Annotated in this window: 21 protein-coding genes; 7 read left to right on the top strand and 14 right to left on the bottom strand. The window is 73.1% G+C overall.

From position 1 onward, the window contains the following. Positions 1-56 precede the first annotated feature (56 nt). From ACYVO2_RS10275 to ACYVO2_RS10265, 3 genes are all read left to right on the top strand, one after another. Positions 57-1,265 (top strand): NAD(P)/FAD-dependent oxidoreductase, encoded by a 1,209-nt coding sequence (locus tag ACYVO2_RS10275; RefSeq protein ID WP_461007353.1) that lies wholly within the window; start codon positions 57-59, stop codon positions 1,263-1,265. An 89-nt stretch (positions 1,266-1,354) separates the two neighbouring features. Then, a complete protein-coding gene (locus ACYVO2_RS10270) occupies positions 1,355-2,251 on the top strand; it encodes an RNA polymerase sigma-70 factor (protein WP_461007352.1) in 897 nt (298 codons plus the stop codon). A 320-nt stretch (positions 2,252-2,571) separates the two neighbouring features. Further along, on the top strand, positions 2,572-2,973 hold the full coding sequence (locus tag ACYVO2_RS10265; protein ID WP_461007351.1) for a hypothetical protein: 402 nt from the start codon (positions 2,572-2,574) through the stop codon (positions 2,971-2,973). Between the two features lie 250 nt (positions 2,974-3,223). On the opposite strand, the gene ACYVO2_RS10260 is transcribed toward ACYVO2_RS10265, so the two are convergent. The 9 genes from ACYVO2_RS10260 to solA form a co-directional block, all read right to left on the bottom strand. Then, the gene (locus ACYVO2_RS10260; RefSeq protein ID WP_461007350.1) at positions 3,224-4,207 is read right to left on the bottom strand and encodes a D-2-hydroxyacid dehydrogenase; all 984 of its coding nucleotides are present in this window, start codon (positions 4,205-4,207) and stop codon (positions 3,224-3,226) included. A 1-nt stretch (position 4,208) separates the two neighbouring features. Further along, complete coding sequence (locus tag ACYVO2_RS10255; RefSeq protein ID WP_461007349.1) at positions 4,209-5,660, bottom strand: NAD-dependent succinate-semialdehyde dehydrogenase; 1,452 nt, start codon at positions 5,658-5,660, stop codon at positions 4,209-4,211. A 41-nt stretch (positions 5,661-5,701) separates the two neighbouring features. After that, positions 5,702-6,982, bottom strand: coding sequence for an NAD(P)/FAD-dependent oxidoreductase (locus ACYVO2_RS10250; protein ID WP_461007348.1), 1,281 nt, complete (start codon positions 6,980-6,982; stop codon positions 5,702-5,704). Between the two features lie 107 nt (positions 6,983-7,089). Then, the gene (locus tag ACYVO2_RS10245) at positions 7,090-7,929 is read right to left on the bottom strand and encodes an ABC transporter permease (RefSeq protein WP_461007347.1); all 840 of its coding nucleotides are present in this window, start codon (positions 7,927-7,929) and stop codon (positions 7,090-7,092) included. Then, the gene (locus ACYVO2_RS10240; protein ID WP_461007346.1) at positions 7,926-8,792 is read right to left on the bottom strand and encodes an ABC transporter permease; all 867 of its coding nucleotides are present in this window, start codon (positions 8,790-8,792) and stop codon (positions 7,926-7,928) included. Before ACYVO2_RS10240 ends, ACYVO2_RS10245 begins: the two co-directional genes overlap by 4 nt. A 39-nt stretch (positions 8,793-8,831) precedes the next feature. After that, positions 8,832-9,998, bottom strand: coding sequence for an ABC transporter ATP-binding protein (locus tag ACYVO2_RS10235; RefSeq protein WP_461007345.1), 1,167 nt, complete (start codon positions 9,996-9,998; stop codon positions 8,832-8,834). Next, positions 9,991-11,085 carry an ABC transporter substrate-binding protein gene (locus ACYVO2_RS10230; RefSeq protein WP_461007344.1) on the bottom strand — a complete coding sequence of 365 codons (1,095 nt, stop codon included), beginning with the start codon at positions 11,083-11,085 and terminating at the stop codon, positions 9,991-9,993. The genes ACYVO2_RS10235 and ACYVO2_RS10230 overlap by 8 nt, the downstream gene beginning before the upstream one ends. Positions 11,086-11,271: 186 nt before the next feature. Next, on the bottom strand, positions 11,272-11,952 hold the full coding sequence (locus ACYVO2_RS10225) for a haloacid dehalogenase type II (RefSeq protein WP_461007343.1): 681 nt from the start codon (positions 11,950-11,952) through the stop codon (positions 11,272-11,274). A gap of 119 nt (positions 11,953-12,071) precedes the next feature. Next, on the bottom strand, positions 12,072-13,208 hold the full coding sequence (solA, locus tag ACYVO2_RS10220) for an N-methyl-L-tryptophan oxidase (protein WP_461007342.1): 1,137 nt from the start codon (positions 13,206-13,208) through the stop codon (positions 12,072-12,074). A 296-nt stretch (positions 13,209-13,504) separates the two neighbouring features. Here solA and ACYVO2_RS10215 point away from each other — a divergent pair, with 296 nt between their 5' ends. Beyond that, entirely contained in the window at positions 13,505-15,127 is a 1,623-nt protein-coding gene (locus ACYVO2_RS10215) for a PucR family transcriptional regulator (RefSeq protein ID WP_461007341.1), read from the top strand. 104 nt (positions 15,128-15,231) lie between these two features. Here ACYVO2_RS10215 and ACYVO2_RS10210 read toward each other — a convergent pair whose 3' ends face one another. The 5 genes from ACYVO2_RS10210 to ACYVO2_RS10190 form a co-directional block, all read right to left on the bottom strand. Beyond that, positions 15,232-16,290, bottom strand: a complete 1,059-nt coding sequence (locus tag ACYVO2_RS10210; protein WP_461007340.1) for a tartrate dehydrogenase — start codon at positions 16,288-16,290, stop codon at positions 15,232-15,234. Positions 16,291-16,363: 73 nt separating this feature from the next. Beyond that, positions 16,364-17,248 carry a LysR family transcriptional regulator gene (locus ACYVO2_RS10205; RefSeq protein ID WP_461007339.1) on the bottom strand — a complete coding sequence of 295 codons (885 nt, stop codon included), beginning with the start codon at positions 17,246-17,248 and terminating at the stop codon, positions 16,364-16,366. A gap of 286 nt (positions 17,249-17,534) precedes the next feature. Continuing rightward, on the bottom strand, positions 17,535-17,909 hold the full coding sequence (locus ACYVO2_RS10200; protein WP_461007338.1) for a fic family toxin-antitoxin system, toxin component: 375 nt from the start codon (positions 17,907-17,909) through the stop codon (positions 17,535-17,537). Beyond that, positions 17,906-18,157 (bottom strand): plasmid mobilization protein, encoded by a 252-nt coding sequence (locus tag ACYVO2_RS10195; RefSeq protein ID WP_461007337.1) that lies wholly within the window; start codon positions 18,155-18,157, stop codon positions 17,906-17,908. The genes ACYVO2_RS10200 and ACYVO2_RS10195 overlap by 4 nt, the downstream gene beginning before the upstream one ends. 192 nt (positions 18,158-18,349) lie before the next feature. Next, positions 18,350-19,969 carry a PucR family transcriptional regulator gene (locus ACYVO2_RS10190; protein WP_461007410.1) on the bottom strand — a complete coding sequence of 540 codons (1,620 nt, stop codon included), beginning with the start codon at positions 19,967-19,969 and terminating at the stop codon, positions 18,350-18,352. A gap of 255 nt (positions 19,970-20,224) precedes the next feature. Between ACYVO2_RS10190 and ACYVO2_RS10185 the strand changes: the two genes are divergently transcribed. From ACYVO2_RS10185 to ACYVO2_RS10175, 3 genes are read left to right on the top strand one after another with little or no spacing between them, the layout of a single operon-like run. After that, positions 20,225-21,484, top strand: coding sequence for an aspartate aminotransferase family protein (locus ACYVO2_RS10185; RefSeq protein WP_461007336.1), 1,260 nt, complete (start codon positions 20,225-20,227; stop codon positions 21,482-21,484). Continuing rightward, positions 21,481-24,396 carry an FAD-binding and (Fe-S)-binding domain-containing protein gene (locus tag ACYVO2_RS10180; protein WP_461007335.1) on the top strand — a complete coding sequence of 972 codons (2,916 nt, stop codon included), beginning with the start codon at positions 21,481-21,483 and terminating at the stop codon, positions 24,394-24,396. Before ACYVO2_RS10185 ends, ACYVO2_RS10180 begins: the two co-directional genes overlap by 4 nt. Beyond that, complete coding sequence (locus tag ACYVO2_RS10175; RefSeq protein ID WP_461007334.1) at positions 24,393-25,853, top strand: NAD-dependent succinate-semialdehyde dehydrogenase; 1,461 nt, start codon at positions 24,393-24,395, stop codon at positions 25,851-25,853. Before ACYVO2_RS10180 ends, ACYVO2_RS10175 begins: the two co-directional genes overlap by 4 nt. Positions 25,854-25,969: the final 116 nt, after the last annotated feature.

Here is a 25,969-nt window from a genome sequence, read left to right as displayed (position 1 = left end):
AGTTTGCTCCGTCCGTCGCCTTGTGTGCGAACGACCGAGCGAACGGAGCAGAGACCATGACGAAGCACACCGGCGGCCGGACGGCAGTCATCGTGATCGGCGGCGGATACGCCGGAGTCCTCGCGGCCAATCGTCTGACCCGCCGCGACGACGTGGCCGTGACCCTCGTCAACCCCCGCCCGGCCTTCGTGGAGCGCCTGCGCCTGCACCAACTGGTGGCGGGGTCCGACGACGCGGTCGTCGACTACAAGGACGTCCTCAGCGAACGCGTCCGGCTCGTGGTCGACACCGCGACCGGGATCGACCGGGAGGCGCGCACCGTCTCGCTGGCCGGCGGAGGCACGGTCGGGTACGACCACCTCATCTACGCGGTGGGCAGCCGCAGCGGCGCGCCGGAAGTGCCCGGTGCGGACACCTTCGCCTACCCGATCGCGACCCTGGAGGAGGCCGAGCGGCTGCGCCGGGCCGTGGCCGCCGCGCCCGCCGCCGCGGCGCTGACGGTCGTCGGCGGCGGCGCCACCGGCATCGAGACCGCGGCCGAGCTCGCCGAGGCGGGCCGTACCGTCACCCTCGTCTGCGGAGGACAGCTCGGCCCCTACCTCCACCCGAACGGCCGCCGCTTCGTCGCCAAGCGGCTGGCGGCCCTCGGCGTGACCGTCCTCGAGGGCCCCGGCACCAAGGCGGCGTCCGTGAAGGCCGACGCCGTGCGCCTCGCCGACGGCCGCGAGGTACGCGGCCACCTGACCATCTGGGCCGCCGGCTTCGGCGTTCCCGATCTGGCCGCCCGCAGCGGCCTCAGCACCGACGAGGCGGGCCGCCTCCTCACCGACGAGACCCTGACCAGCATCGACGACGACCGCATCGTCGCCGCCGGGGACGCGGCCTCGCCCTCGGGCCTGGCTTACCGGATGGGCTGCCAGTCCGCCGTCCAGCTCGGCCCGCACGCCGCCGACGCCGTGCTCCGCCGGATCGAGGGCGGACGGCCCGAAGCCGTCAGCGTCGCCTTCGCCGGGCTGTGCGTCAGCCTCGGCCGCGGAGCCGGCATCTTCCAGTTCGCGCGCAAGGACGACACCGCCATCCGGTTCTACGTCGGCGGCCGCCCGGGCGCGCGCCTGAAGGAGATGGTCGTCTCCCACACCGTCAAGCAGCTCTCCGACGAGGCGCACAAGCCCGGCGCACGCGTCCTGAAGGGCAAGGACAGCACCCGGCGGCAGCGCGTCGAGGCCGCGCGCGAGTCGGCCCGCGCAGGTGCCGTAGCTCCCTGAACGTCGTAGCTCCCTGGAGCGGGCGGCCCAGGCGCCGCCCGCTCCCCCGTGCCCGGACCCCGGACGGGCCGCCATGGAAGGATTCGAGGATGCAAGACCACGCCGCGGACCCGGCGACCGAGGCCTTCGTCGCCCATCGCAACCTGCTCTTCACCGTCGCCTACGAGATCCTCGGCTCGGCCGCCGACGCCGAGGACGTCCTCCAGGAGACCTGGCTGCGCTGGGCCGAGGTCGATCTGGCGCAGGTCCGCGACCAGCGCGCGTTCCTCGTTCGCGTCACGACCCGGCGGGCGCTCGACCGGCTGCGGGCCCTGCGGCGCCGCAAGGAGACCTATGTCGGCCCCTGGCTGCCCGAGCCGTTGCTCACGTCACCGGACGTCGCCGAGAACGCCGAGCTCGCCGAGAGCCTGTCCATGGCCGTGATGCTCGTCCTGGAGACCCTCTCACCCACCGAGCGGGCCGTGTTCGTCCTGCGCGAGGTCTTCGACGTCGGCTACGACGAGATCGCGGAGGCGGTCGGCAAGCCCCCCGCCACGGTCCGCCAGATCGCCCACCGCTCCCGCAAGCACGTCGACGCCCGCCGCCCTCGCCACGTGGTCTCCCCGCGCCAGGCACAGGCCGCCCTCAAGTCGTTCCTGCACGCCGTGGAGACCGGCGACCTGCAAGGCGTGCTCGATGTGCTCGCCCCCGACGTCGTCCTGATCAGCGACGGCGGCGGCGTCAGGAGCGCCGCGCTGCGGCCCGTCAAGGGCCTCGCGAAGGTGGTCCGCCTCCTCCTCGCCAGCCTCGGCGACAAGGAAGGCGCCCTCACCGGCGAGCCCACCACCGTGAACGGCGATCCGGCGCTCCTCCTGCGCCTCGACGGCAAGATCGACAGCGTCATGGCGATCCGTATCGAGGACGACCTCGTCACCGGCATCTACTTCGTCCGCAACCCCGCCAAGCTCACCCACATCGCCGCCGCCACCCCGCTCGCCCTGAGCTGACACCGGAACGGCCCCGGCCGCGTACCGCGGGGCCGGGGCAGGCGTTCCGATCCGCGGAACGCCGGGGCTCGCACATCGGACGCCAAGGGTTCCCTTGCCGGGTACGGGCTGACATCATCGCCCATGTCGGCGCGGCCACCCCTCCGCCCGCCCACCCGGCCGGAGACGGCTCCGTGGTCCCACGGGTGGCACGCCGACGAACGCCTCTTCCCACCCGTGCGCCGGCGCGGTGCTCCGCCTGCCCGGCTGACGTCCCGTCGGCCGGTCGGGGGTGCCCGGGGCGGCCGCGTGCGGACCTTTCGTCCACCCTTGGAGGAACGTTGAACGCACCGCGTACCCGCAGACCCGGACTCGCCCGGTTACTGTGCGCGCTGGCCGCGGCCACCGCGCTCGGCGCGGCCTGGACCGGCACCGCGTCGGCCGCGTCGGCGCCCGCCGTGATCGGCGCCGGAGTGTCCACCGCGGTGTCCTGGCAGCACGGCGCCGTGTCCGCCGCCGCGCTGCCGCCCCCGCACGACTCGTCCCGCGGGGCGTGCACCCCGAGCCGCAACGGCACGAAGATCGCACTCGACTGCACCATCCTCAAGGCGGACACCACCTTGTGGGTGGCCTGCTCCGGCGGCTTCGTCGAGATCCGCCACCTCCCCGTGGGCCGGATCGTCGCCGAGGGCACCTGCCCGCAGTACGGCGGGTACGCCCTCACCGCCACCTCCCCCGACTGACCGGACCCGCCGCGCGTCGGGACCCCGGCCCGGTGACGGCCGCCTCCCGGCGCGCCCCGGCCCGGGTCGGCCGTGTCGGCGCACCCCCGGAGCGTGGGAGTCCGGAGGGCGCCGGATGGCGGCACTGCCCGGACGCGCGGGCGGAGGTGCGTTCCATGGGACCGGCGGCTGCCGCCCGGCCCCAACCGGTCCACCGACGCGGGCCGCACTCAGTGCTGTTCGGGACGACGGGCAGCGTGCCGCTCGCCCTTCAGACGGGGTGCGTGTCATCGACCACGTATCCGCGCCGCTTGTCCACCACGTTGCGCAGCGGCCGGCCCTCGATGCGCCGGGTGAGGTTGTCGAGGAACACCTCGACGAGCGCCTCCCGCTCGCTCGCGGTCTCGCCCGCCGTGTGCGGGGAGATCATCACGCCGGGCATGTCCCACAGGGGCGATTCGGCAGGCAGCGGTTCCTGGGCGAACACGTCCAGGGCCGCGCCGGCGAGCCGTCCGGCGGCGAGGTGGGCGACCAGCGCCTCCTCGTCGACGAGTCCGCCCCGGCCCACGTTGATCAGCCGCGCCCCCGGCTTCATGGCGGCGAGTACGGGGGCGTCGACCATGCCCCGGGTGTCCTGGGTGAGGGGCGCGGCCAGGACGACGTAGTCCGCTTCCGCCAGGGCGGAACGCAGGGTCGTCGCACCGTGCACCGTGCCGAAGTCGACGTCGTCCGTGCGGGCCTTGCGGCCCGCGCCGCGCACGCGCATCCCGACGGCGCGCAGCAGCCGGGCGATGGCCCGCCCGATCGGACCCGTCCCCCAGACCAGCACGGTGCGCCCGGTGATGACGTCACTGGGGCGCGGACGCCACTCGCGGCGCTGCTGGTGCTCCCAGGTGCCGGGGAAGTCCTTGGCGAGGGCGAGGATCAGGCCGAGGACGTACTCGGCGGTCGGCTCCTCGTAGACCCCGCGGGCGTTGGTCAGGACCACTCCCGGATCGTCCGCCAGGGCGGGGAACAGGAAGGAGTCCACGCCCGCGGAGGCCGCGTGGACCCAGCGGGGGGCCTTCTCCGGGTCGTCGGGCCAGGCCGCGCGGACGGCCGGGGTGCTGGTCACCCAGGCCAGGAGGGCGTCGGCGCCGGGGAGGAGGGCGGGCAGTTCCTCCTCGGTGGCGTAGACGGTGTCCGCGAGGCGTTCGATGCGCGCGGTGCCGGGGGGCCGGCTGCCGCGGTGGAGGACGACGAGTCGGGCGGGCATGTCAGGCTCCGACGGGGACGGCTATGTACTTGTACTCCAAGAACTCGTCGATGCCGACGCGTCCGCCTTCGCGGCCCAGGCCGGACTGCTTGACGCCGCCGAAGGGCGCGGCGGGATTGGAGACCAGTCCGGTGTTGACACCGATCATGCCGCTTTCGAGGCGTTCGGCGACGCGCAGAGCGCGGTCGAGGCTCCGGGTGAACAGGTAGGCGGCCAGGCCGAATTCGGTGTCGTTGGCGGCGGCGACGGCCTCGTCCTCGGTCGTGAAGGTACGGATCGCGGCGACGGGGCCGAAGATCTCGGTGTCGATGATCGCGGAGTCGGGGGTGATGCCGGTGAGGACGGTGGGCGGGTAGAAGCAGCCCGGCCCCTCGGGGAGTTCACCGCCGGTCAGGACGGTGGCGCCGCGCTTGACAGCGTCCTGCACCAGGTCGTGGGCCTTGCTGCGGCCGGCGACGTCGATGAGCGGGCCGACGTCGGTGCCGGGTTCGGTGCCGGGCCCGACCTTCAGGGCGGCCATGCGGGCCGCGAGGCGGGAGGCGAACGCATCGGCGACGGAGGTGTGGACGAAGATGCGGTTGGCCGCGCAGCAGGATTCCCCCATGTTGCGCATCTTGGCGACCATGGTGCCTTCGACGGCCACGTCGAGGTCGGCGTCGTCGAAGACGACGAGGGGGGCATTGCCGCCCAGTTCCATGGAGGTGCGGATGACGGTGTCGGCGCACTGGGCCAGCAGGATCCGGCCGACCTGGGTGGAGCCGGTGAAGGACAGCTTGCGGATCCGCCCGCCGCGCAGGAGGGGTTCGACGACGCCGGCGGCGTCGGTGGTGGTGACGATGTTCAGCACACCGGGCGGCAGACCCGCTTCGGTCAGGATCTCCGCCAGGACGAGGCTGGACAGGGGGGTCTGGGGGGCGGGTTTGAGGACCATGGTGCAGCCGGCGGCGACGGCGGGCCCGATCTTGCGGGTGCCCATCGCCAGGGGGAAGTTCCAGGGGGTGATGAGCAGGCAGGGGCCGACGGGCTGACGGGTGACCAGCAGACGGTTCCTGCCGTCGGGGGCGATCATCATGCCGCCGTCGATGCGGACGGCTTCCTCGGAGAACCAGCGGAAGAACTCCGCCGCGTAGGCGACCTCGGCACGCGCCTCGGCCAGGGGCTTGCCCATCTCCAGGGTCATCAGCAGCGCGAGGTCCTCGGTGCGCGCGACGATGATGTCGTAGGCGCGGCGCAGGATCTCGCTGCGCGCCCTGGGCGCGGTGGCGGCCCAGGCGGCCTGCGCGGCGACCGCCGCCTCGACGGCACGGCGGCCGTCTGCGGGTGAGGCGTCGGCGACCCGGCACAGTTCCTCGCCGGTGGCCGGGTCGTCGACGGACAGGGTCCGGCCGGACTCGGCGTCCTGCCAGGCGCCGCCGATGAACAGTTGCTTGGGAACGTCACGGACGACAGTCATCGTGGGTGTTTCCTTGTCTGTGCGGAGGGGCCGCTGACCGGTCAGCGGATGCGGTCCAGCGTCTTGTAGTAGGCGCCCGCGAAGGGCAGGAACCAGGCGGTGCCGTTGTAGAGGGGGATGCGGGGCGGGGCCAGGTCGCGGACGGGGCTGACCTCGGGGCGGCCGTCCATCACCTCGGCCATGACCTGCCCCATGTGCGTGGCCATCTGCACGCCGTGGCCCGCGTAACCCATGGAGTAGTGGACGCCGTCCTCGGTCTGCCCCGCGTGCACGATGCGGTCCATGGCGAAACCGACGGAGCCGCCCCACACGTACTCGATCCTGGTCCGGGAGAGCTGGGGGAAGATCTCGCACATCTCACGGAACAGGATGGCTCCGCTCTTCTTGTCCGAGGTGGGGTCGGACGGTGCGAAGCGGGCGCGGCCGCCGAACAGCAGCCGGTTGTCCGGGGTGAGCCGGAAGTAGTGGCAGACCTTGTTGGAGTCGACGATGAGGCGGGCCTTGGGGATGATGTCCCGGGCCAGTTCCTCGCCGAGCGGCTCGGTCACGATGATGAAGCTGCCCACGCAGACCTGCCGGCGGCGCAGCCACGGGAAGTTCTTGTCGGTGTAGGCGTCGGTGGCCATCATGACCTGCCCGGCGCGGATCGGACCGCGCTCGGTGCCGACCTCGAACCGGCCGCCGGCGGTACGCCGCACCCCGATGGCCGCGTTGCGCTCGTGGATCTCGACCCCGGTGCGTTCGCACGCCTCGGCCATACCGCGCACGAAGCGGCCGACGTGCAGGGCGGCGCTGAGCGGGTCGAGCAGGCCGCCGTGGTAGGCGTCGGATCCGATCTCGGAACGCAGCTCGGCCTTGCCGATCAGCGTGGTCTCGTGTCCGAAGCACTTGGCCAGGGCGCGCTGTTGGGCCTTCTTGCTCTCGAAGTGCGAGGGCCGGGACGCGACGCCCAGGCGTCCGACGCGGCGGAACTGGCAGTCGATGGACTCCTCGCGCACGAGCCGCTCGATGGTGTCCACGGCCTTGCCGTAGGAGTTGTAGATCTCGCGCGCCCGTTCCAGTCCGTACCGGCGGATGGCCTGGCGTACGCCGATGGTGAAGCCCAGGTTGGCCATGCCGCCGTTGCGCGCGGAGGCACCGGAGCCGATCTGGCCCTTCTCGACGAGGGTGACGCGGGCGCCCTTGCGTGCGCAGTGGAGGGCGGTGGACAGACCCGTCAGGCCGGCGCCGACGACCACCACGTCGGCGTCCTCGGTCAGCGGCTTTCCTGACCGGTCGGGAAACACCCCGGCGGTTTCCATCCAGTAGGGAATCGTCTTCATTTCGGGTCCTCCGCGGGGGGATTCGAAGTGGGGCGCGGGGCCGGGCGCCATCAGGGGGACGGCCGACGGCGCTGCCAGTGGTGGCGCGGCCCGTGCCGGCGCAAGGCTCAGGTGAGGGGTTCGACGGGCAGGATGTCCTGGCCGGTGCGGTGGCCGCCGAGTTTGCGGACGAGGGCGACCAGGGCGAGGACGACGATGGCCAGGGCGATGAGGACCGCGCTGACGGCCGTGACGGTCGGGTCGACGTCGAACTGGAGGGCGTTGAAGACCAGGACCGGCAGGGTGCGGGTGTCGGGGGTGGACATGAACTGGGCGATGAAGAACTCGTCGAAGCTGGTGATGAAGGAGAACACGGCGGCGGCGATCAGGCCGGGTGTGGCCAGGGGGAAGGTGATGCGCCGGGCGATGGTGAGCCGGCTGGCGCCCATGCTGGCCGCCGCGTCCTCGAGTCGTTCGTCGATGCCCCGCAGGGTCGCCACCATGATGAGGACGGCGACGGGCGCGGCCAGGACGGTGTGCCCCAGGGCGATGGCGAGCGGGCTGCCGAGCATGCCGGCCGGTTCGAAGAACAGGAACAGCCCGAGTGCGATGACCACCTGGGGAATGAGCATCGGGGCCAGGACCAGTCCGTAGACGGCCGCGTGCAGGGGCAGCCGGCCACGGGCCAGGGCGGTCGCCGCGGTCACGCCCAGGATCAGGGAGAACACGGTGGTCAGGGCGGCGACCAGGCTGGACAGGGCGATGGAGGTGGCCCAGTTGCCGTCGGGTGCGGCCATCCGCTCGTACCAGCGGGTGCTGTACTCCTTGGGCGGGAAGGTGCCTATGCCGTCGGCGCCGAAGGACGTGACCAGGATGATGACGATGGGCATCGCCAGGAACAGCAGGATCGCGGTGGCGCTCAGGGCGCGGCCGACGTGTCCGGCCCGGGTGGGAGGCAGTTCCATCATGAGCTGCTCCTTCGTGCGGCGGTCTTCTTGCGGCGGAGCTTGGCCAGGCCGAGCACGCCCAGGCCGGCGAAGGTGAGCAGGAGCAGGATGACGCCGAAGGCGGCGGCGGAGTTCCACTGGTCCTGCTTCATCACCTGCTGGTCGATCAGCGCCGCGACGACGGTCTGCTTGTCGCCGCCCATCAGGGCGGGGGTGATGTAGTAGCCCAGGCACAGGATGAAGCTGAGCAGCCCCGCGGTGCCGATCCCGGGGGCGACCAGCGGCAGGTAGATCCTGCGGAAGATGGTGATCCGGCTCGCGCCGAAACCTGCCGCCGCGGCCAGGAGCCGGCCGTCGACGTTCCGCATCGTGCCCTGGAGGATGAGGACGGTGTAGGGGAGCATCACCGAGGTGGTGCCGATGACCACGCCGATCTCGTTGTACAGCAGCGAGTACGGGGCGCCCGGCGCGTGCAGTGACGACAGCACGGTGTTGATCATGCCGTGTTCGCCGAGCACGATGATCCAGCCGTAGGTGCGCACCAGGGCGCTGATGAAGTGGGGCACCAGGACGATCAGCATGGCGAGTGCGGCGAGCACCGGCCGCATCCGGGCGATGGCGTGGGCCAGGACGAAGCCGACCAGGAGACTGAGCACGGCGGTCTCCGCCGAGATCCGCAGGGTCGAGATCAGTACGGACAGGTTCGCCCCGCTGAGCGCGTCGGCGTACCAGTGCAGGGTGAAACCGCCGCTGTCGCCCTCCAGGCTGAGGGAGAGGACACCGATGATCGGGTAGACGAACAGGACGAGGAGGAACACCGTCACCGGGACGGCGTTGACCAGGGCGATGCGGGAGCGGTGCCCGCGTATCGCGGACGTTCTCACGCGCACCTTGGCGGGTGCGAGAGCGGTGTCGGCCACGGCTCACCCCCCGTCCGTCTCGTCGAAGAGGCTGACGTCCTCGCGCTCGGCGGTGACGCAGACCCGCTCTCCCACGCGCGGTGGGGTCCGGGCGGTCTCGATCCGCAGCGGCGGCGTGCCGGGCGCGGCACCGTCCAGGCGGAGGGTGATCCTGGTCAGCGAGCCGACGTACACCGCGGTCTCGACCGTGCCGGTACAGCAGCTCTCCTCGGCGCTGACCAGGCGCAGCCTGCCCGGCCGCACGGCGGCGCGCACCCGCTGTCCGGGCGCGAAGGAGTGGGCGCGGGCCGTGAGGACGCCGCCTGTTTCCAGCCGCACCTGGGTGCAGTCGTGTGCTCCACCGTCCTCGACCTTGCCGGTGAGGAAGTTGGCGGCGCCCAGGAAGTCGGCGACGAAGGGAGTCCGGGGGCGTTCGAACAGGCCGCGGGGGGTGTCGAACTGCTCGATCCGGCCGTCCTTCATGATGGCGATGCGGTCCGACAGGACCAGGGCTTCCTCCTGGTCGTGCGTGACGTAGACGACGGTCAGGCCGAGTTCGCGCTGGATGGACTTGATCTCGGTCTGCATCTGGTCGCGGAGCTTCTTGTCCAGCGCGCCCAGCGGTTCGTCCATCAGGACGATCGGTGGGCGGTAGACCAGGACCCGGCACAGGGCGACGCGCTGCTGCTGGCCGCCGGACAGCTCACGGGGCTTGCGGCCGGCGAACTTGGACAGGCCCGCCGCCTCCAGGGTCTCCCCGACCCGGCGGCGGATCTCCGCCTTCGCGACCCCCCGCAGTTGCAGCGGGAAGGCGACGTTCTCGGCGACGGTCATGTGGGGGAAGAGCAGGTACTGCTGGAAGACGAAACCGAAGTCGCGCTTCCCGGGGCTGAGCCGGGTGACGTCGCGGCCGTCCACCCTGACGGCGCCGGAGTCGGGCTCGGTGAACCCGGCGAGCATCATCAACGTGGTGGTCTTGCCGGACCCGGACGAGCCCAGGAAGGTGACGAACTCACCCGCCGCGATCTCCATGTCCACACCGTCGACCACGGTCGTCCCGCCGTAGGACTTGCGCAGCCCCGTCACCGACAGCGACTTGCCCGTCGGTGAGGAGGAGCGTGGGGCCAGGGCGGCGGCGAGCTCGTCGGCGGACAGCTTTCCGGCGGTGAGGCTCTGGGTCCGCTCAGGCATCGGCCCACTCCTGCCAGCGCTTGGTGACGGCGTCACGGTTCGCGTCCCACCAGGCCACATCGGCGTCGAACCCGGTCTTGAGGTTCTCCGGCGAGGTCGGCAGCATGGCCAGGACGTCGTCCGAGAGCAGCTTGTTGGCGCCGGGGACGACCGGGCCGTGCGGGAAGAGCTTGGCGAACGCCGCCTGCACCTCGGGACGCAGCGAGAAGTCGATCAGTCGGTAGGCCGCGTCCGTGTTGCCCGCGCCCTTGGGGATGCCCCAGCCGTTGGTCATCCTGCGCGCGCCGTTCCACTGGTAGGCGACCGGCTGCCCCTGCTTGATCAGCTCGTCCGCGCGGCCGCCCCACAGGCTGGTCATGACGACTTCCTTGCGGCCGATCAGGACGGCCGGCAGGGCGCCGGTGTTCCAGAACTTCTTCACGTCACCGCGGATCCGCGACATGGCCGCGAACGCCCGGTCCAGATCCAGCGGGTACAGACCGTCCAGCGGCACCCCGTCGGCCAGCAGCGCGAACTCCAGCTCCGGCAGGTCCACCTCCGCGCTCTGGAGCGAGCGCGGCCCCTTGTAGGAGTCCGTGTTCCAGAAGTCGGCCCAGCTCTTCGGGACACGCTTGAGGCTGTCCGTGCGGTAGGCCATCACGCTCGCCCACACGTTCTTGCCGACCGCGTACTCCGGCAGGTTGTGCCGCGCGATCCCGGCGCCCTCGACACTCTTCAGCCGGTCGTGGTCCACCGGCTCGAGACACTCAAGCCGGGCCATTTTCGCGAAGTTCAGCAGTGTGTTGTCCATCAGGTCCACCTGCGGACGGCCCTGCCTGACCTGGGCGATGATCTGCGCCGACTGGTAGTTGACCGTCGTGACCGCAATGCCCGTCTCCTTGGCGAACGGCTCGTAGATCGCCTTGGTCAAGGCGTCGTGGTACGAGCCACCGCTGTTGCTGACGACGAGCCTCTTCTTGCCGCCGCCCGACGAGCCGCGGCTCTGGCTGTTGCCCATGAGGGTGCCGCAGCCGGTCATCGCGGCGGCGGCGGCCGCGGCGCCTGCGGTGCGGAGTACGGCTCTGCGGCCTATCCGGTTGCTTTCCATGGCGGTGCCTCCTGGAGAACGCTGGGGATTCGGGGAATCCGTGATGCGGGGACGACGCACGGGTCCCGACGTGGGGAGCCGGGACGCCGTGAGTCGCGGACGGAACCGCGCGGGGCTCATGGGCGGCCGCGCGGGACCGGGGCCCACCTCGAAGAAGGTGCTGGGTGAGCGGGTGTGCGTCGCGTGTCAGATGCCGAGCATCCGGTTGACCTCGTCCAGGGACTTCACCGTCACGTAGTCGTAGCCGTGGGTGACCGGGTCGCAGCCACGGTCCAGGAGGATGAGGTTGCGGAAGCCCATGTCGTGCATCGGCATCAGGTCGTAGCGGGTGTGCGAGGCGACGTGCAGGAAGTCCTCGGGGGACGCGTCGAGCCGGTCGAGCATGTACTCGAACGCGGCGTACCGGGGCTTGTAGTAGCCGGCCTGCTCCGCGGTGAGGATCGCGTGGAAGTCCGCCCCGAGCCGGGGCACGCTCTCCGCGAGGATGGAGTCGTCGGCGTTGGAGAGGATCACCAGCTTGTAGTGCTCGCCCATCTTCTTCAGCGGCGCCGGCACGTCGGCGTGCGGGCCCCAGCTCCGCACACCGTCGGCGAACCGCTTGCCCGCGTCCGGGGCCGCCTTCACGCCCCACTTGCGGCAGACCCGCTCGAAGGAGTCCTGGAGCACCTGCTCGTAGGGGTAGTACTCGCCGCGGACCTGGTCGTAGCGGTAGCCGCGGAACTCCTTGATGAACTGGTCCCACCGCTCGGCCGGGATCTGGTCGCCGACGAGCTCGTACGTGATGGGGTTCATCGGCCACTCGATCAACGTGCCGTAGCAGTCGAACGAGACGTACTTCGGGCGGAACTGGAACGAGGGAATGGGCATGGAAGTGCTCCACCTTCTTGCTTCGGGGAACCGGTTGCGGCCGGCGCCCAGGTCTTTTGGACATGCTCATGACAGAGATGTCGATCGGGGGGTGACAGGCCGTCGACGATCGCCGGGGGTCAGGCGGCGCCGACTCCCGCCGGAGCGAGGAAGTCGACGGGGTGCTCAGTGGTGCCGTCGAGCGCCAGGTCGGCGGCGATCTCACCCATCGCGGGCGAGAGCTTGAAGCCGCTGCCGGAGAATCCGGCCATGACGATGATGTCGTCCTCGCCGGGGAGATGACCGACGAGCGGGTTTCCGGACTCCGTGTAGCCCTCCATGTAGGCCGACATCCTGATGGGGTCGGGGTTCAGGTCGGGCATGAGTTCACGGATGAGCTCGCGGAAGGTGCCGAGTTCTTCGGGGCGGACCGTACGGTCGAACCGTTCGGGCTCGGGCACCGGCGCGTGGTACTTGAAGGAGAGACCGAGCTTGACGGAGATGCCGTCGGGCGACGGGAGCCCGAAGCAGTCGTGGGGTGTGCTGCGCACGAAGGGAGGGGCCCCGCCCGTGAACCAGTCGTGGCGGGTGGGCACGTGCCAGGAGCAGATCACCCGGCGGACGTCGACGGTCCGCGGGAGGTCCGGGAGCAGTGTGTTGATCCACGGGCCCACGGTCACCACGGCGGCGTCCACGTGGTCCGCGCCGTGGTCGGTGACGATCCGCACGCCGCCTCCCGCCGCGGGGACGACCTCCCGCACCGGGGTGTAGCGGTGCAGCCGGGCGCCCATCTGTTCGGCGCGGGTGGCGGCCGCCTGGACCGACGCCTCGGGCCTGATGATGGAGCCCTGCCGGTCGAGGACGGCGATGTGTCCGTCCGGGAGACGATGCTGCGGGTAGCGACGGGCGAGGGCCTCCCGGTCCAGCACCTCGTGATCCAGACGATGGGCGATGCTGGAGGAGAGGAGGAGGCGCATGGACGGCGAGGCGGTCTCCCCCATCACGAGGCAGCCGCTGCGGCGTCGCAGCGACCGGCCCGTCTCCGCCTGGAGCCGCTCCCACAGCCCGTCCGCGAGCCGCAGCAGCGGAACATACCTGGGTTCGCCGAGGTGGACGGCTCGGAAGATGCGGCTCTCGCCCCCGGCCGCGCCGCGGTCGTGACCCGGCGCATACCGGTCGTAGCCGATGACCTCGGCTCCGCGGGCGGCCAGTCGCCACATGGCCTGGCTGCCCATGCTGCCGGCACCGATCACGGCGACGCGCTTCGGGACGCGCATGAGGTCGCTCCTCTCGACGGTGTGGTCTGGGTGGCGGTGTGGTCTGGGTGACAGTGGGGCCCCAGCACGGCGCGGACGCCTCGCGTACCCTTCCGGTTCGAGTCCCGCTGGGGATGGCGTTCACTTTCGGCCCGGGGGAACCCGCAGGTCAACCCACACTGTGTTCCACCTTGGGGCCTTCTTGAGACGGTGTGTCCCGGCGGACGACCGGACTGCACAAAATGCCAGCCGCCCCTTGTCACGGTGAGTGGCCGATGCGAGGGTGAGTCCGACCCCCTCGGATGAAAGCACCCTCTATGCACCCCAGGCATCCCGCAATCGGACACTTCCCCACGGTCAGGGAGGTACTGCGCCTGCCCGTGCTCGCCGAAGGGATGCCGCGCGTACTGGCCGGCGAGTCGCATCTGGACAGCGCGGTGCGCTGGGTGCATGTCACCGAGCTGCTCAATCCCGCCGATTTCCTGGAGGGCGGCGAGCTGGTGCTGACGACCGGCATGCCGTATCCCGAGGACGCCTCCGAGCTGCGCGGCTACGTCGACCAGCTCGCCGACGTCGGCGCGGCCGGCCTGATCGTGGAGCTCGGCTACCGGTACCGGAAGGTGCCCGACGAGCTGGTGGCGGCGTGCCGCGCCCGTGAAGTGCCGCTGGTCGAGCTGGCCCGTGGCGTCCGGTTCATCGACGTCACACAGACGGTGCACGCGCTCATCCTCGACGCGCAGGGGGCCCTGTTGCGTCGCGGGAGGGACATACAGGACATCTTCACCGCCCTGACGCTGCGGGACGCGGCCCCCGAGGAACTGGTGCACACCACCGCGGAGCTCACCGGAGTACCCGTGGTGCTGGAGGATCTCACCCACCGGATCCTGATGTGCGAGCTGCTCGGCCGACCGTACGAACCGGTGGTGTCGGCCTGGTCGCGGCGGTCGCGGGCCGCCCCGACGCCGGAGAAGATCACGCCGAGCGGCCCGGAGGGATGGCTGGTCGCGCCGGTGCAGGACCACCACGGACCGTGCGGGCGGCTGGTCCTCCTGGAGGGCCGGCTGAACGCCGAGCCCGACCCGGAACACGTCCTGGTGCTGGAGCGCGCGGCGGTCGCGCTGAGCATGGCGCGCCTGGCCGGGCAGGCCTGGTGGGAGCGTCGGGCCCACCGCTCCGTACTGCGGGACCTGTACCAGCGGCGTTTCCGCTCCCCCGCGGACGCCCGCGCCCGCGCCGAGGCCCTGGGGCTCCCTGCCCTCGGGCACCGGCTCTTCGCCGTGGTCATCCGCCACCCGTACACCGGCACCGAGGGTGAGCACCTCGACGAACACATCGCGAAGGCGCTGGCGCAGACCGGCGTCCGCGCCCTGGTCGGCGCGACGGCCCCGGGGCGGATCGGCGTGCTCATGGCACTGGCACAGGCGAGCGCCTGGCAGCCGGTCGCCGAGCGGATCGGCCGTCTGACCCGGGAGGAGCTCGGACCGCAGGCCGTGGTCGCCGTCGGCCCCGGGGTGACCGACCTCGCCGGGATCGCCCGGTCGTGGCAGGAGGCGGAGCAGACGGCCGAGGCCATCACTCCGGCCTCCCCGGAGCGGTGGTTCTACGTCCCCGCCGACGTCCAGCTACCGGAGTTGCTGGGCGTCCTGCGGGAGGACACCCGTCTTCAGCGGTACGCGGAACGGCAACTGACCCGCCTCATCGAGCACGACGACCGCAACGGCGGCGATCTGCTCCCGGCGCTGCGCGCCTATCTGGCGGCGTCCGGGAACAAGTCGGTCGCGGCGAAACGCGCCGGCATGTCCCGGCAGGCGTACTACCAGCGCCTCCACACCATCGAACGGCTCCTCGGCTGCGACCTGGAATCAGGTCTCCAGCGCACGTCCCTGCACGTCGCGGTGCTGGTCCTGGACGCGCGAGAGGCATCTGCGCCCGGCGCGTGACGGGCACGTCGGCCGTCACGCGGAGCAGCCGAGGGAGAGGGCGCGGGAGTGCCCGGTGAGCGGTGGACGGCGTCGTCCCTGCCGCCCACCGAGGCGGAGACGGCTCAGAGGAGCTCGATCAGCTTGTCGGTGAACTCGGCGGTCGTCGCGGTTCCGCCCAGGTCACGGGTGCGGATATCGGTCTTGGCCAGGACCGAGGCGATCGCGTCCGTGATGTCCCTGGCCGCGGCGGGATGGCCGAGGTGGTCGAGCATCATGGCCGCGGACCAGATCGCGCCCAGCGGGTTGGCGATGCCCTGGCCCGCGATGTCGGGCGCGGAGCCGTGCACCGGCTCGAACATGGAGGGGAAGTCCCGCTCGGGATTGAGGTTGGCCGCCGGGGCGATGCCGATGGATCCGGCGACCGCGGCCGCGAGGTCGCTGAGGATGTCGCCGAAGAGGTTGGAGGCGACGACGACGTCGAAGCGGCCCGGCTCGAGGACGAACTTGGCCGCGAGCGCGTCGATGTGCTGCTGGTCCCAGGAGACCTGCGGGAACGAGGCGGCCCGCTCGGTGACGAGCTGGTCCCAGAACGGCATGGTGTGCACGATGCCGTTCGACTTGGTGGCGGAGGTCAGATGGCCGCCGCGCCGGGAGGCGAGCGTGAAGGCGTAGTCCAGCACGCGGGTGACTCCGGCCCGGGTGAACACGGCCTCCTGCACGGCCATCTCGTCCGGGAAGCCCCTGTTGAGTCGGCCGCCGACCTCGCTGTACTCGCCTTCCATGTTCTCGCGCACGACGACGATGTCGACCTCGCCCGGCCGTGCGCCGCGCACCGGGCTGTCGACGCCCTCGAAGACACGGATGGGCCGGAGGTTGACGTACTGGCGGAATCTGCGCCGGATCGGGATCAGCAACCCCCACAGCGAGACATGGTCGGGCACCCCCGGGTGGCCCACCGCGCCCAGCAGGATCGCGTCCTTGTCGCGGAGCCGGTCGATCCCGTCGGCGGGCATCATGGCGCCCTCCCGCAGGTACCGCTCGCACGACCAGTCCTCGTACGACGTGTAGGACAGGGTGAAGCCGTGGCGGCGGCCGAGGACGTCGAGCACCTGCCGTGCCGGGGGCAGTACCTCGGCGCCGATGCCGTCGCCGGGGATCAGGGCAATGCGGTGGTTCGTCATGCCGTCGATTGCAGCAAGGCGGTCCGCGGGGCGTCCAAGACGCAAAGCGGATGTCCCTTATAAGCGCTGCCTATCAGGTGCCGGCGGCCGAGCCGGCGGCCGTGACGAACGCGGCGGCCGCCGGCGACAGGCTGCCGCGGCGGCTGACGAGGGCGATGTCCAAGGTGGTCTCCGGCTCGATGTCCAAGACGCGGGCGCCCATCCGCCGGGCCACGTCCCGCCAGGAGTCCGTGACCACCGCGAGCCCGACCCCGGCCAGTACCAGGGGCATGAGCGACACGCGGTGCTCGGTCTCGGCGGCGGCGGTGAACTCGACGCCCCGTTCCCGCAGCGCGTCGACGTAGGCGCGCATCCCGGTACCCGGCTGCCCGACGATCAGCCGCTGTCCCGCGAGCTCCCGGCAGTCCACCGCCGTCCGATCGGCGAACGGGCCGTCGGCGGGCACCACCAGCACAAAGCGCTGCCGCCCCAGGGCATGCGAGACGACCTCCTTGTCGGAGACCCGACCGGCGGACGCCAGCAGCCCCAGCTCCACGGCGCCCGTGCGCACCATGTCGATCACATCACGCGAGGTGAACGCCGCCTTGATGGCCACGGAGACGCCGGGATACCGGTGGCTGAAGGCACTCACCAAGGTCGTCAGCGGCTCCACCGCCTGCGACGGCATCGACGCCACATCCAGGCGCCCCGCACGCAGCTCCTGCACCGCCGCGACACTCGCCCGCGCCGTCTCCAGGCTCCGCACGGCCTCCCGGGCAGGGTCGATCAAGGCCCTCCCGGCCTCCGTCAGCACTGCCCTGCGCCCGATGCGACGGAACAGCTCGGAGCCGAGATCACGCTCCAGTGCCCGCACGGCCTGCGACAGCGACGGCTGCGACACGTACAGAGCCGAGGCCGCACGGTTGAACCCTCCACGATCGACAATCGCGAGGAAGTACTCAAGCTGCCGAATGTCCATACGCGCCCTCCGGCCCTCGAGGATCAACCGACGACTCGATCGGTCCCGACCATGGTTGCGCGAAGGATCGCCTCGACGAAGGAGGACCACCGGTGCACCGGCCGTGATCGTCCCCGAGGCGCGGTCTCGGGCACGCGTCGCCGACCGCCGCGCAGGGCCAGGTCGCGGCCGGGCCTCCGCAGTCCCGGGGGCGCGGTGAGGCGTCGTGGACGGGCGCGGGTCCCGGAGGGGCCGGCATGGGGGCCCAGCGGGCGGCCGGGCGGGGTGGTCGTCGGTCGCCCGCGGGTCAGGCGGCGATCCATCCTTTGAGCTCGTCCGCGACTTGGCGCACGCTCATGCCTTCGCGGCCGATCCGGTCGGCGAGGTTCGCGGCCTGCTTCGGCTGGACGGTCACGATCGCTCCGCCGACGGTCAGGTAGGAGGCCGCGACGACGGCGGCGAACAGCTCGTTGGCGTACTCCAGGGCCGGCACCCGGATCAACTGGTGCATCAGGGCCGCGGCCCGGTGATGGACCTCGGTGTAGACCGGGACCTCCATCACGGTGTCGGCATGGCGCGCGACAGCGGCCGCGAGCGTGCCGAAGTCGGTCACGTCGGGGTCACCGGGAATGTGCAGATGCGCCAGGTCCAGCAGCCACGCCCGGTCGATACGGACGATCACGCGGCCCTCCCCCGGGGGCCGCTCCCGGGGCGGGCGGCGCCGGGGGCGGGTCCGAACTGCTCCGCGAAGGCCTCGGCGAAGGTGTCGGTGAAGTGGGCGCCGGCGGCCAGGAACCGGTGGCGCAGGTCGTTCGCCTCGTCGGTCAGGACCTGCCGGGCGTACTCGGCCACGGACAGCCCCGCGGCCTCCGCGCGTGCCTCGATCCCCGCGTACGCCTCTTCGTCCACCCGGACGTTGATCTGCTTCATGCCCACCGAGTGTAGCGAAGCGTATGTGGCGCTACAGCCGCCTCGGGGAAGGGTTCCTCACCGGCCTCGCCCGCCGCCGCGAGCCAGGCGCGCTCCGCCTCGTCGGCGCCACCGGGCGCAGGTGTTCACCGCCCCCGACGGATCGCGGAGCCCCGGGGGTCGGCGGGCGGTGCGGCGGGGCGCCGCGCGCCCTCAGCTCCGCCGCATCGCCTCCAGTGCCATCAGCGCCACGTGCAGCTCCGCGCGGTGCTCGCCGGATTCCAGGTCGCGGTCCAGGAGCCGTTCGATGGTGTGCAGGCGCTGGTAGAGGGTCTGCCGGGAGATGGTGCCGCGGCGTGCCGCGTTGGTCTTGTTGCCCGCGGCGTCCAGGTAGTGGCGCAGCGTCGCCGTCAGCTCGGTGCCGTGCCGGGTGTCGTGTCCGATGAGGCGGCCGATCTGGCGTTCCACGTAGTCCTGGAGCCGGACGTCCTCCCGCAGGGCGTGCAGCAGGTGCGGCAGTCCGATGTCGGACAGCTCGTGGAAGGGCTTGCCCGTGGAGCCCGGCGGCACCGCCTCCGCGACGCGGGCCGCCTCCCGGAAGGAGCGGGCGGCGCGGGAGACGTCGGTGACCTGCGAGCCGACGCTGACCACGGCCCGGGGGTCGAGGTCCCGGGCGGCGCCGGCGAGGCGTTCGGCCCGCGGGCGCCAGGGCCGGTCCTCGCGCAGGGCCAGCAGGACGCCGACGCGCCCCGGGGCCAGCCGTCCCACCAGCGCGGGAGCGGCGCCCAAGGCCCGGGTCAGCGCGGTCTCGAGGTCGGCGCAGTGCTCGTCCCCGGCGTCCACCAGGACGGCGAGGAAGTGGACCTCGTCCGTGGGCAGGCCGAGGGCGGCGGCCGCGGCCCTGGCCTCGGCCGGGGTGCGGTGGCGCTGCTCGACGATGGTGCGCAGGGCGCTGCGGTGCGCTCCGCGCTCCCAGCCCGTGGGGTGGATCAGCCGGGCGATGGTCAGTGTCATGGCCGCCCGCTCCAGCACGGTCACGTCCTCGGGCCCGAACGCCGGGGCCCGGCGCGGGTGCCCGCCGGCCGCCGGGTGCGGGCCGGGGAGCATGACGACGCGGCCCCACCGTTCGCCCTGGAACTCCACGGGCGCCACCAGCCAGCCCTCGGGGCCGCGCACCTCGGCCTGGTCGCTCTGCGGGGCCGTGCGGGAGCGCCGCTCCCAGTCGGCGAGCGCCTCCTCGGTGCGGCACGAGGGCTCCCAGGCCACGGCCTGGTGCACCAGGTTCTCCAGCACCACAGTGCGCCCGCTCATCTCCGCGGCCGTGCGCACCACGTCCTCGGGTCCCGCCCCGCGCAGGGCCAGGGCGGTGAACGCGTCGTGGATCTGCTGGGTCCTGCGCAGGGTGTGGGCCTGGCTGCCGAGGAGCAGGGCGTGCACGACCTGGGTGACCTCCAGGAAGTTGACGTCGCCGGCGAGGGTCACCAGCGGCAGGCCGCGGGCCCGGCAGGCGCGCACCAGCGCCTCGGGCGGGCGGTGGTACCTGCGGACCAGTTCGATGACCAGGGCGGCCGCGCCGACGTCGGCGAGCTCGTCCACGTACCGGCGCACCTTCCCGGAGTCCTCGGGCAGCGGCATGCCGGTGGTCAGGACCAGCTCGCCGCCCTTGAGGAACGAGGCCGGGTCGGTCAGCTCGGTGATGTGCACCCAGCGGACCGGCCGGTCCAGGCCGTGCTCGCCGGCGACGACGCTGGGCAGGCCGGTGGCCAGGACGGGCAGCGCCAGCACGTCGGCCACGGTGAGCGGCCTGCCCGCCGCGCCGGCCGCGGCCGGCAGGCCGGTCGGCGGCGGGGTCTGCGGCGGCGGGGTGCGCGGCGGCGGCACCGCCCGGTGTTGCTGATTCACGGCGCTCTCCTGACGTGCCAGGTCACTGTGACAAGCCGTTCCGCCCCGCGCAAGAGCCGTCGGGCCCGCTTGACATTTCGTCCAGAGCGGCCGGGCGGCCCGGACACGCCACGCGTTGTCCCGGGCCGCGGGCCGGGCGAGGCTCGACGTGCCGAGCCACCGACGACCAGTGGGCTGGAGAGACGCATGACGAACCTGTCGCCACACCTTCGCCAGGCGACCCCTGTGGTCGCGGCCCGCGGCGAGGGCGTGCACCTGTACGACGAGGACGGGCGCCGCTACCTGGACTTCACCGCGGGCATCGGGGTCACCAGCACCGGGCACTGCCACCCGCGGGTGGTGGCGGCGGCCCGCGAGCAGGTGGGCGCGCTGGTGCACGGCCAGTACACGACGGTGCTGCACCCGCCGCTGCTGCGCCTCGTCGAGAAGCTGGGCGAGGTGCTGCCCGAGCGCCTCGACAGCCTGTTCTTCGCCAACTCCGGCAGCGAGGCGGTGGAGGCCGCGCTGCGCCTGGCCAGGCACGCCACGGGCCGGCCCAACGTGATCGTGTGCCACGGCGGCTTCCACGGGAGGACCGTCGCCGCCGCCTCGATGACCACCTCGGGCACCCGTTTCCGCTCCGGGTTCGCGCCGCTGATGAGCGGTGTGGTGGTCACCCCGTTCCCGACCGCCTTCCGGTACGGCTGGGACGAGGAGACCGCCACCGGGTTCGCGCTGCGGGAGCTGGACTACGTCCTCCAGACGATCTCCTCGCCCGAGGACACCGCGGCGGTCGTCGTGGAGCCGGTGCTGGGCGAGGGCGGGTACGTGCCCGCGACCCGCGGGTTCGTCGAGGGGCTGCGCGAGCGCGCGGACCGGCACGGCTTCCTGCTGGTGATGGACGAGGTGCAGACCGGGGTGGGGCGCACGGGGCGGTTCTGGGGCCACCAGCATTTCGGCGTCGTCCCGGACGTCCTGATCACCGCGAAGGGGCTGGCCAGCGGCTTCCCGCTGTCGGGCATCGCCGCCCCCGAGGCGCTGATGCGCAAGGCGTGGCCGGGGTCCCAGGGCGGGACCTACGGCGCGAACGCGGTGGCGTGCGCCGCCGCCTGCGCCACCCTGGACGTCGTCCGCGACGAGAAGCTGGTGGCGAACGCCGAGGCCATGGGCGCGCGGCTGCGGGCGGGGCTGGAGGCGGTGGCCGCCGACCACCTGGGCATCGGCGACGTGCGCGGCCTCGGCCTGATGCTGGCCTGCGAGTTCGTCACGACGGAGGGCGAGCCCGACCCGGCCGCCGCGGCCCGTGTGCAGCGGGCGGCGGTGGACGAGGGGCTGCTGCTGTTGCTGTGCGGCGCCTGGAACCACGTGGTGCGGATGATTCCCGCGCTGGTGGTGGACGAGGCCGCGATCGATCAGGGGCTGCGCGCCTGGGAAGCGGCCGTGCGGGCCGGGGCCCTCGCGCGATGAGCGACCGCGCGGCCGTCACCGGCGACCTGCTGCGCCTGCTCGCCGAGACCGCTCCCGGCCTGCGGGCCGAGACCGGTGCGGGCCGCGTCGCCCCGTACGCCTACGACGCCTCCAACTACCGGGTGCCGCCGCTGGCCGTGGTCTTCCCGCGCACCCCCGGCGAGGTGTCCGCCGTGCTGCGGGCCTGCCGCGGCCTCGGCGTCCCCGTCACCCCGCGCGGCGGCGGCACCAGCATGGCGGGCAACGCCGTGGGCCCCGGCGTCGTGCTCGACCTGTCCCGTCACATGAACCGCGTCCTGGCCCTGGACCCGCTGGCGCGCACCGCCCGGGTCGAGGCCGGGGTGGTCCTGGACGACCTGCGGGACGCCGCCGCGCGGCACGGCCTGACCTTCGGCCCCGACCCGTCCTCGCACAGCCGCTGCACCCTCGGCGGCATGATCGGCAACGACGCCTGCGGCAACCGCTCCGTGCGGCACGGGCGGACCGGCTCCCATGTGGAGTCCCTGGAGATCGTCACCGCCGGCGGGCTGCACGCGGTCGCCGACCGCACCGGGCTGCGCGCGGCCGACCCGGACGACGCGGAGGCGGTGGCCGCGGTGGCCCGGATCGCGGCGGAGACCCGGCGGCTGGTCGAGGCCAACCTGGCGCCGCTGCGCACCGAACTCGGGCGCATCCCCCGGCAGGTCTCCGGCTACCAGTTGCACCACCTGCTGCCGGAGAACGGCTTCGACATGGCCCGCGCCCTGGTCGGCACCGAGGGCACCTGCGCGGTGGTGGTGGCCGCGACGGTGCGCCTGACCGCCCCCGCCCCGGCGACGGCGCTGCTCGCGCTGGGCTACGACGACGTGGTGGCCGCCGCCGAGGACGTCCCGGAGATCCTGCGCTGGTCGCCCACCGCCGTGGAGGGCATGGACGAGGCCATCGTGGCCACCATGCGCGCCCGCCGCGGCCCCGGCTCCGTCACCGGGCTGCCCGAGGGGAGCGCCTGGCTGTTCGTGGAACTCGACGGCGACGAGCCGACGGCGGTCGCCACCCGCGCCGCGGAGCTGCTCGGCGCGCTCGAGGCGGCGGGCCGGATCCGCGACGGGCGCCCGGTGGCGAGCGAGGCGGAGCGGCGCTCCCTGTGGCGGGTCCGCGAGGACGGCGCGGGCCTGGCCGCGCGGCTGCTGGACGGCGGGGAGTCCTGGCCCGGCTGGGAGGACGCCGCGGTCGCCCCGGAGCGGCTCGCCGCCTATCTGCGGGACTTCCGGGCGCTGCTGGCCGCCCACCGGCTGGCCGGGGTGCTCTACGGGCACTTCGGCGCGGGCTGCGTGCACGTGCGGTTGGACTTCGACCTGGCCACCGACGGCGGACGGGCCGCCGCCCGGCGGTTCCTCAAGGAGGCGGCGGCCCTGGTCGCCACCCACGGCGGGACGCTGTCGGGCGAGCACGGCGACGGCCGGGCCCGCGGGGAGCTGCTCGAGGCGATGTACAGCACGCGGATCCTGCGGGCGTTCGCGGAGTTCAAGCGGATCCTGGACCCGGACGGGCTGCTGAACCCGGGCGTGATCGTGGACCCGGCCCCGCTGGACGCCGACCTGGCCGCGCACGCCGCGCCCGCGCCGGGCGGCCGGGCCACCCTGTTCACCTTCCCCCACGACGAGGACGGCATCGCCGGCGCGGTCCGCCGCTGCGTGGGCGTCGGCCGCTGCCGCTCCCACTCCGGGGGCGTGATGTGCCCCAGCTTCCGGGCCACCGGCGAGGAGAGCGCCTCCACCCGCGGGCGGGCCCGGCTCCTCCAGGAGATGGTGCGCGGGGAGACCGTCCGCGACGGCTGGCGCTCGGCGGAGGTGCGCGACGCCCTCGACCTGTGCCTGTCCTGCAAGGCGTGCTCCACCGACTGCCCCGTCGGCGTCGACATGGCCACGTACAAGGCCGAGTTCCTGCACCACCACTACAAGGGCAGGCTCAGGCCGCGCTCCCACTACTCGCTCGGCTGGCTGCCGCTGACCTCCGTGCTCGCCGGGTACGCCGCGCGGCCCGTCAACGCGCTGCTGCGCGGGCCGCTCGGCAGGCGGCTGGCGGGGCTCGGCGGCATCACCACGGAGCGCGCCGTGCCCGGCTTCGCCTCCCGGCGCGAGCTGCGCTCCGCGCTGCGCGCCGTCCCGGCGGCCGAGGAGCCGGCGGCGGTGCTGTTCGTGGACAGCTTCGCCCGCGCCTTCCGCCCGCGCCTGGTGCCGGCCACCGCGCGGGTGCTCGCCGACGCCGGGATTCCCAGCGTGGCCCGCGACGGGCTGTGCTGCGGTCTGACCTGGGTCAGCACAGGACAGCTCGCCGTGGCCGGGCGGATCATGGCGCGCACGGTGGCCCGCCTGGACTCGGGTCCCGGGCGCGCCCTGCCCGTTGTCGTCGCCGAACCGAGCTGCGCCGCCGCCCTGAAGCGCGACGCGCCCGAGCTCCTCGGCACCGCCGCGGCCCGGCGCGTCGCCGCCCGCGTGCACACCCTGACCGGCGCCCTCACCGAGCTCGCCGCCCCGAGCTGGGCCCCGCCCCCGCCGCCGGAGCGGATCCTGCTCCAGACCCACTGCCACGAGTACGCCACCTTCCCCGGCCACCGCCCCGCCGACCTGCTGCGCCGCCTGGGGGCGCGGACCGTGCAGGAGGCGGAGGGCTGCTGCGGCCTCGCCGGGAACTTCGGCTTCGAGGCGGAGCACTACGCCACCTCCATGGCCGTCGCGGACCTGTCCCTGCGCCCGCGCCTCGACGCGTTCCCACCCGCGGGGCGGGCCGCCGTGGTGGCCGACGGCTTCGGCTGCGCCACCCAGGTCGGCCACCTCGCGGGCGACCGCGGGGTGCGCGCCGTCCATCTCGCCGAACTGCTCGACCCCGCCCCCGCCGCCGACCGGCAGGACCAGCCAGGAGGAGCCCCATGAGCGCCCTGAAGGACGTACTCGACCGCGTGCCCGGGCGGCTGCTGATCGGCGGCGCCTGGCAGGACGCCGCCGACGGCGCCACCACGCCCGTGGACGACCCCGCGACCGGCGAGGTCCTGTGCCGCGTCGCCGACGCCGGCCCGGAGGACGCCTGGGCGGCCGAGGAGGCGGCCGTGCGGGCCCAGGAGGGCTGGGCCCGCACGGCGCCGAGGGAACGCGGCGAGATCCTGCGCCGCGCCCACGAGCTGCTCCTCGCCCGCACCGAGGAGTTCGCCCTGCTCATCACCTCCGAGATGGGCAAGCCGCTGGCCGAGGCCAGGAGGGAGGTGGCGTACGCGGCGGAGTTCTTCCGCTGGTTCGCCGAGGAGGCGGTGCGGATCGAGGGCGGGTACGGCCCGCTGCCGGACGGCCGCACCAGGATGCTGCTGGCGCGCCGCCCGGTGGGTCCCGCCCTGCTGATCACGCCGTGGAACTTCCCGCTGGCCATGGGCACCCGCAAGATCGGGCCCGCGGTCGCGGCGGGCTGCACCATGGTGCTCAAGCCCGCGCCGCAGACCCCGCTGTCCAGCCTGGCGCTGGCCGCGGTCCTGGAGGAGGCAGGGCTGCCGGACGGCGTGCTCAACGTCGTCACCACCTCCCGGGCGGGGGAGGTCTGCGAGCCCCTGCTGCGGGGAGGGCGCATCCGCAAGCTGTCCTTCACCGGCTCCACGCAGGTGGGGCGGCTGCTGCTCGCGCAGTGCGCCGGCACCGTCGTCCGCACCTCGATGGAGCTGGGCGGCAACGCCCCGTTCATCGTCTTCGACGACGCCGACCTCGGTGCCGCCGTGGACGGTGCGATGACCGCGAAGATGCGCAACATGGGGCAGGCGTGCACCGCGGCCAACCGCTTCTTCGTCCACCGGTCCGTCGCGGCGGAGTTCGGGCGGCGGCTCGCCGAGCGGATGGGCGCGCTCGTCCCCGGCCCCGGCACGAGGGACGGCGTGGACGTCGGCCCGCTCATCGACGAGGCGGGCCGCGCCAAGGTCGGGGAGCTGGTCGCCGACGCCGTGGCGCGCGGCGCCCGGGTCCTGGTCGGCGGCGCGGCGATCGAGGGGCCCGGGTGCTTCTACCCGCCGACCGTGCTGGCCGACGTCGATCCCGGCAGCCGGCTGATGGACACCGAGATCTTCGGCCCCGTCGCGGCCGTCCTCACCTTCGACGACGAGGACGAGGTCGTGCGCCGTGCCAACGACACCCCCTGGGGCCTGGTCGGCTACGTCTTCACCGAGGGCCTCGACCGCGCCCTGCGGGTCGGCGAACGACTCGAGGTGGGCATGGTCGGGGTGAACACGGGCCTGGTGTCCGACCCGGCCGCGCCGTTCGGAGGCGTCAAGCAGTCCGGTCTCGGCCGCGAGGGCGGCCGGGTCGGCATCGAGGAGTTCCTCGAGTACCAGTACCTCGCGGTGCCCGTGCGTTGACGGTGGCCATGCCCTGATCCACCGTCACGCGCACCGCGCAGGGCCGCCCCCGCCCCGTGTCCGGCAACCCTCCCCTGGCCGGGCGCGGGGCGGGCGGCGCCGCGGGCGCGCCGGAG

The organism is Streptomyces capparidis (assembly GCF_054782095.1).
This window is presented reverse-complemented; position numbering and strand designations above follow the sequence as displayed.

Bases quoted from the DNA above. Each gene is read 5' to 3' on its own strand.
- ACYVO2_RS10275 (WP_461007353.1), top strand. From the start codon at position 57: ATGACGAAGCACACCGGCGGCCGGACGGCAGTCATCGTGATCGGCGGC.
- ACYVO2_RS10270 (WP_461007352.1), top strand. From the start codon at position 1,355: ATGCAAGACCACGCCGCGGACCCGGCGACCGAGGCCTTCGTCGCCCAT.
- ACYVO2_RS10260 (WP_461007350.1), bottom strand. From the start codon at position 4,207: ATGCCCGCCCGACTCGTCGTCCTCCACCGCGGCAGCCGGCCCCCCGGC.
- ACYVO2_RS10255 (WP_461007349.1), bottom strand. From the start codon at position 5,660: ATGACTGTCGTCCGTGACGTTCCCAAGCAACTGTTCATCGGCGGCGCC.
- ACYVO2_RS10250 (WP_461007348.1), bottom strand. From the start codon at position 6,982: ATGAAGACGATTCCCTACTGGATGGAAACCGCCGGGGTGTTTCCCGAC.
- ACYVO2_RS10245 (WP_461007347.1), bottom strand. From the start codon at position 7,929: ATGATGGAACTGCCTCCCACCCGGGCCGGACACGTCGGCCGCGCCCTG.
- ACYVO2_RS10235 (WP_461007345.1), bottom strand. From the start codon at position 9,998: ATGCCTGAGCGGACCCAGAGCCTCACCGCCGGAAAGCTGTCCGCCGAC.
- ACYVO2_RS10230 (WP_461007344.1), bottom strand. From the start codon at position 11,085: ATGGAAAGCAACCGGATAGGCCGCAGAGCCGTACTCCGCACCGCAGGC.
- ACYVO2_RS10225 (WP_461007343.1), bottom strand. From the start codon at position 11,952: ATGCCCATTCCCTCGTTCCAGTTCCGCCCGAAGTACGTCTCGTTCGAC.
- solA (WP_461007342.1), bottom strand. From the start codon at position 13,208: ATGCGCGTCCCGAAGCGCGTCGCCGTGATCGGTGCCGGCAGCATGGGC.
- ACYVO2_RS10215 (WP_461007341.1), top strand. From the start codon at position 13,505: ATGCACCCCAGGCATCCCGCAATCGGACACTTCCCCACGGTCAGGGAG.
- ACYVO2_RS10210 (WP_461007340.1), bottom strand. From the start codon at position 16,290: ATGACGAACCACCGCATTGCCCTGATCCCCGGCGACGGCATCGGCGCC.
- ACYVO2_RS10205 (WP_461007339.1), bottom strand. From the start codon at position 17,248: ATGGACATTCGGCAGCTTGAGTACTTCCTCGCGATTGTCGATCGTGGA.
- ACYVO2_RS10195 (WP_461007337.1), bottom strand. From the start codon at position 18,157: ATGAAGCAGATCAACGTCCGGGTGGACGAAGAGGCGTACGCGGGGATC.
- ACYVO2_RS10185 (WP_461007336.1), top strand. From the start codon at position 20,225: ATGACGAACCTGTCGCCACACCTTCGCCAGGCGACCCCTGTGGTCGCG.
- ACYVO2_RS10180 (WP_461007335.1), top strand. From the start codon at position 21,481: ATGAGCGACCGCGCGGCCGTCACCGGCGACCTGCTGCGCCTGCTCGCC.
- ACYVO2_RS10175 (WP_461007334.1), top strand. From the start codon at position 24,393: ATGAGCGCCCTGAAGGACGTACTCGACCGCGTGCCCGGGCGGCTGCTG.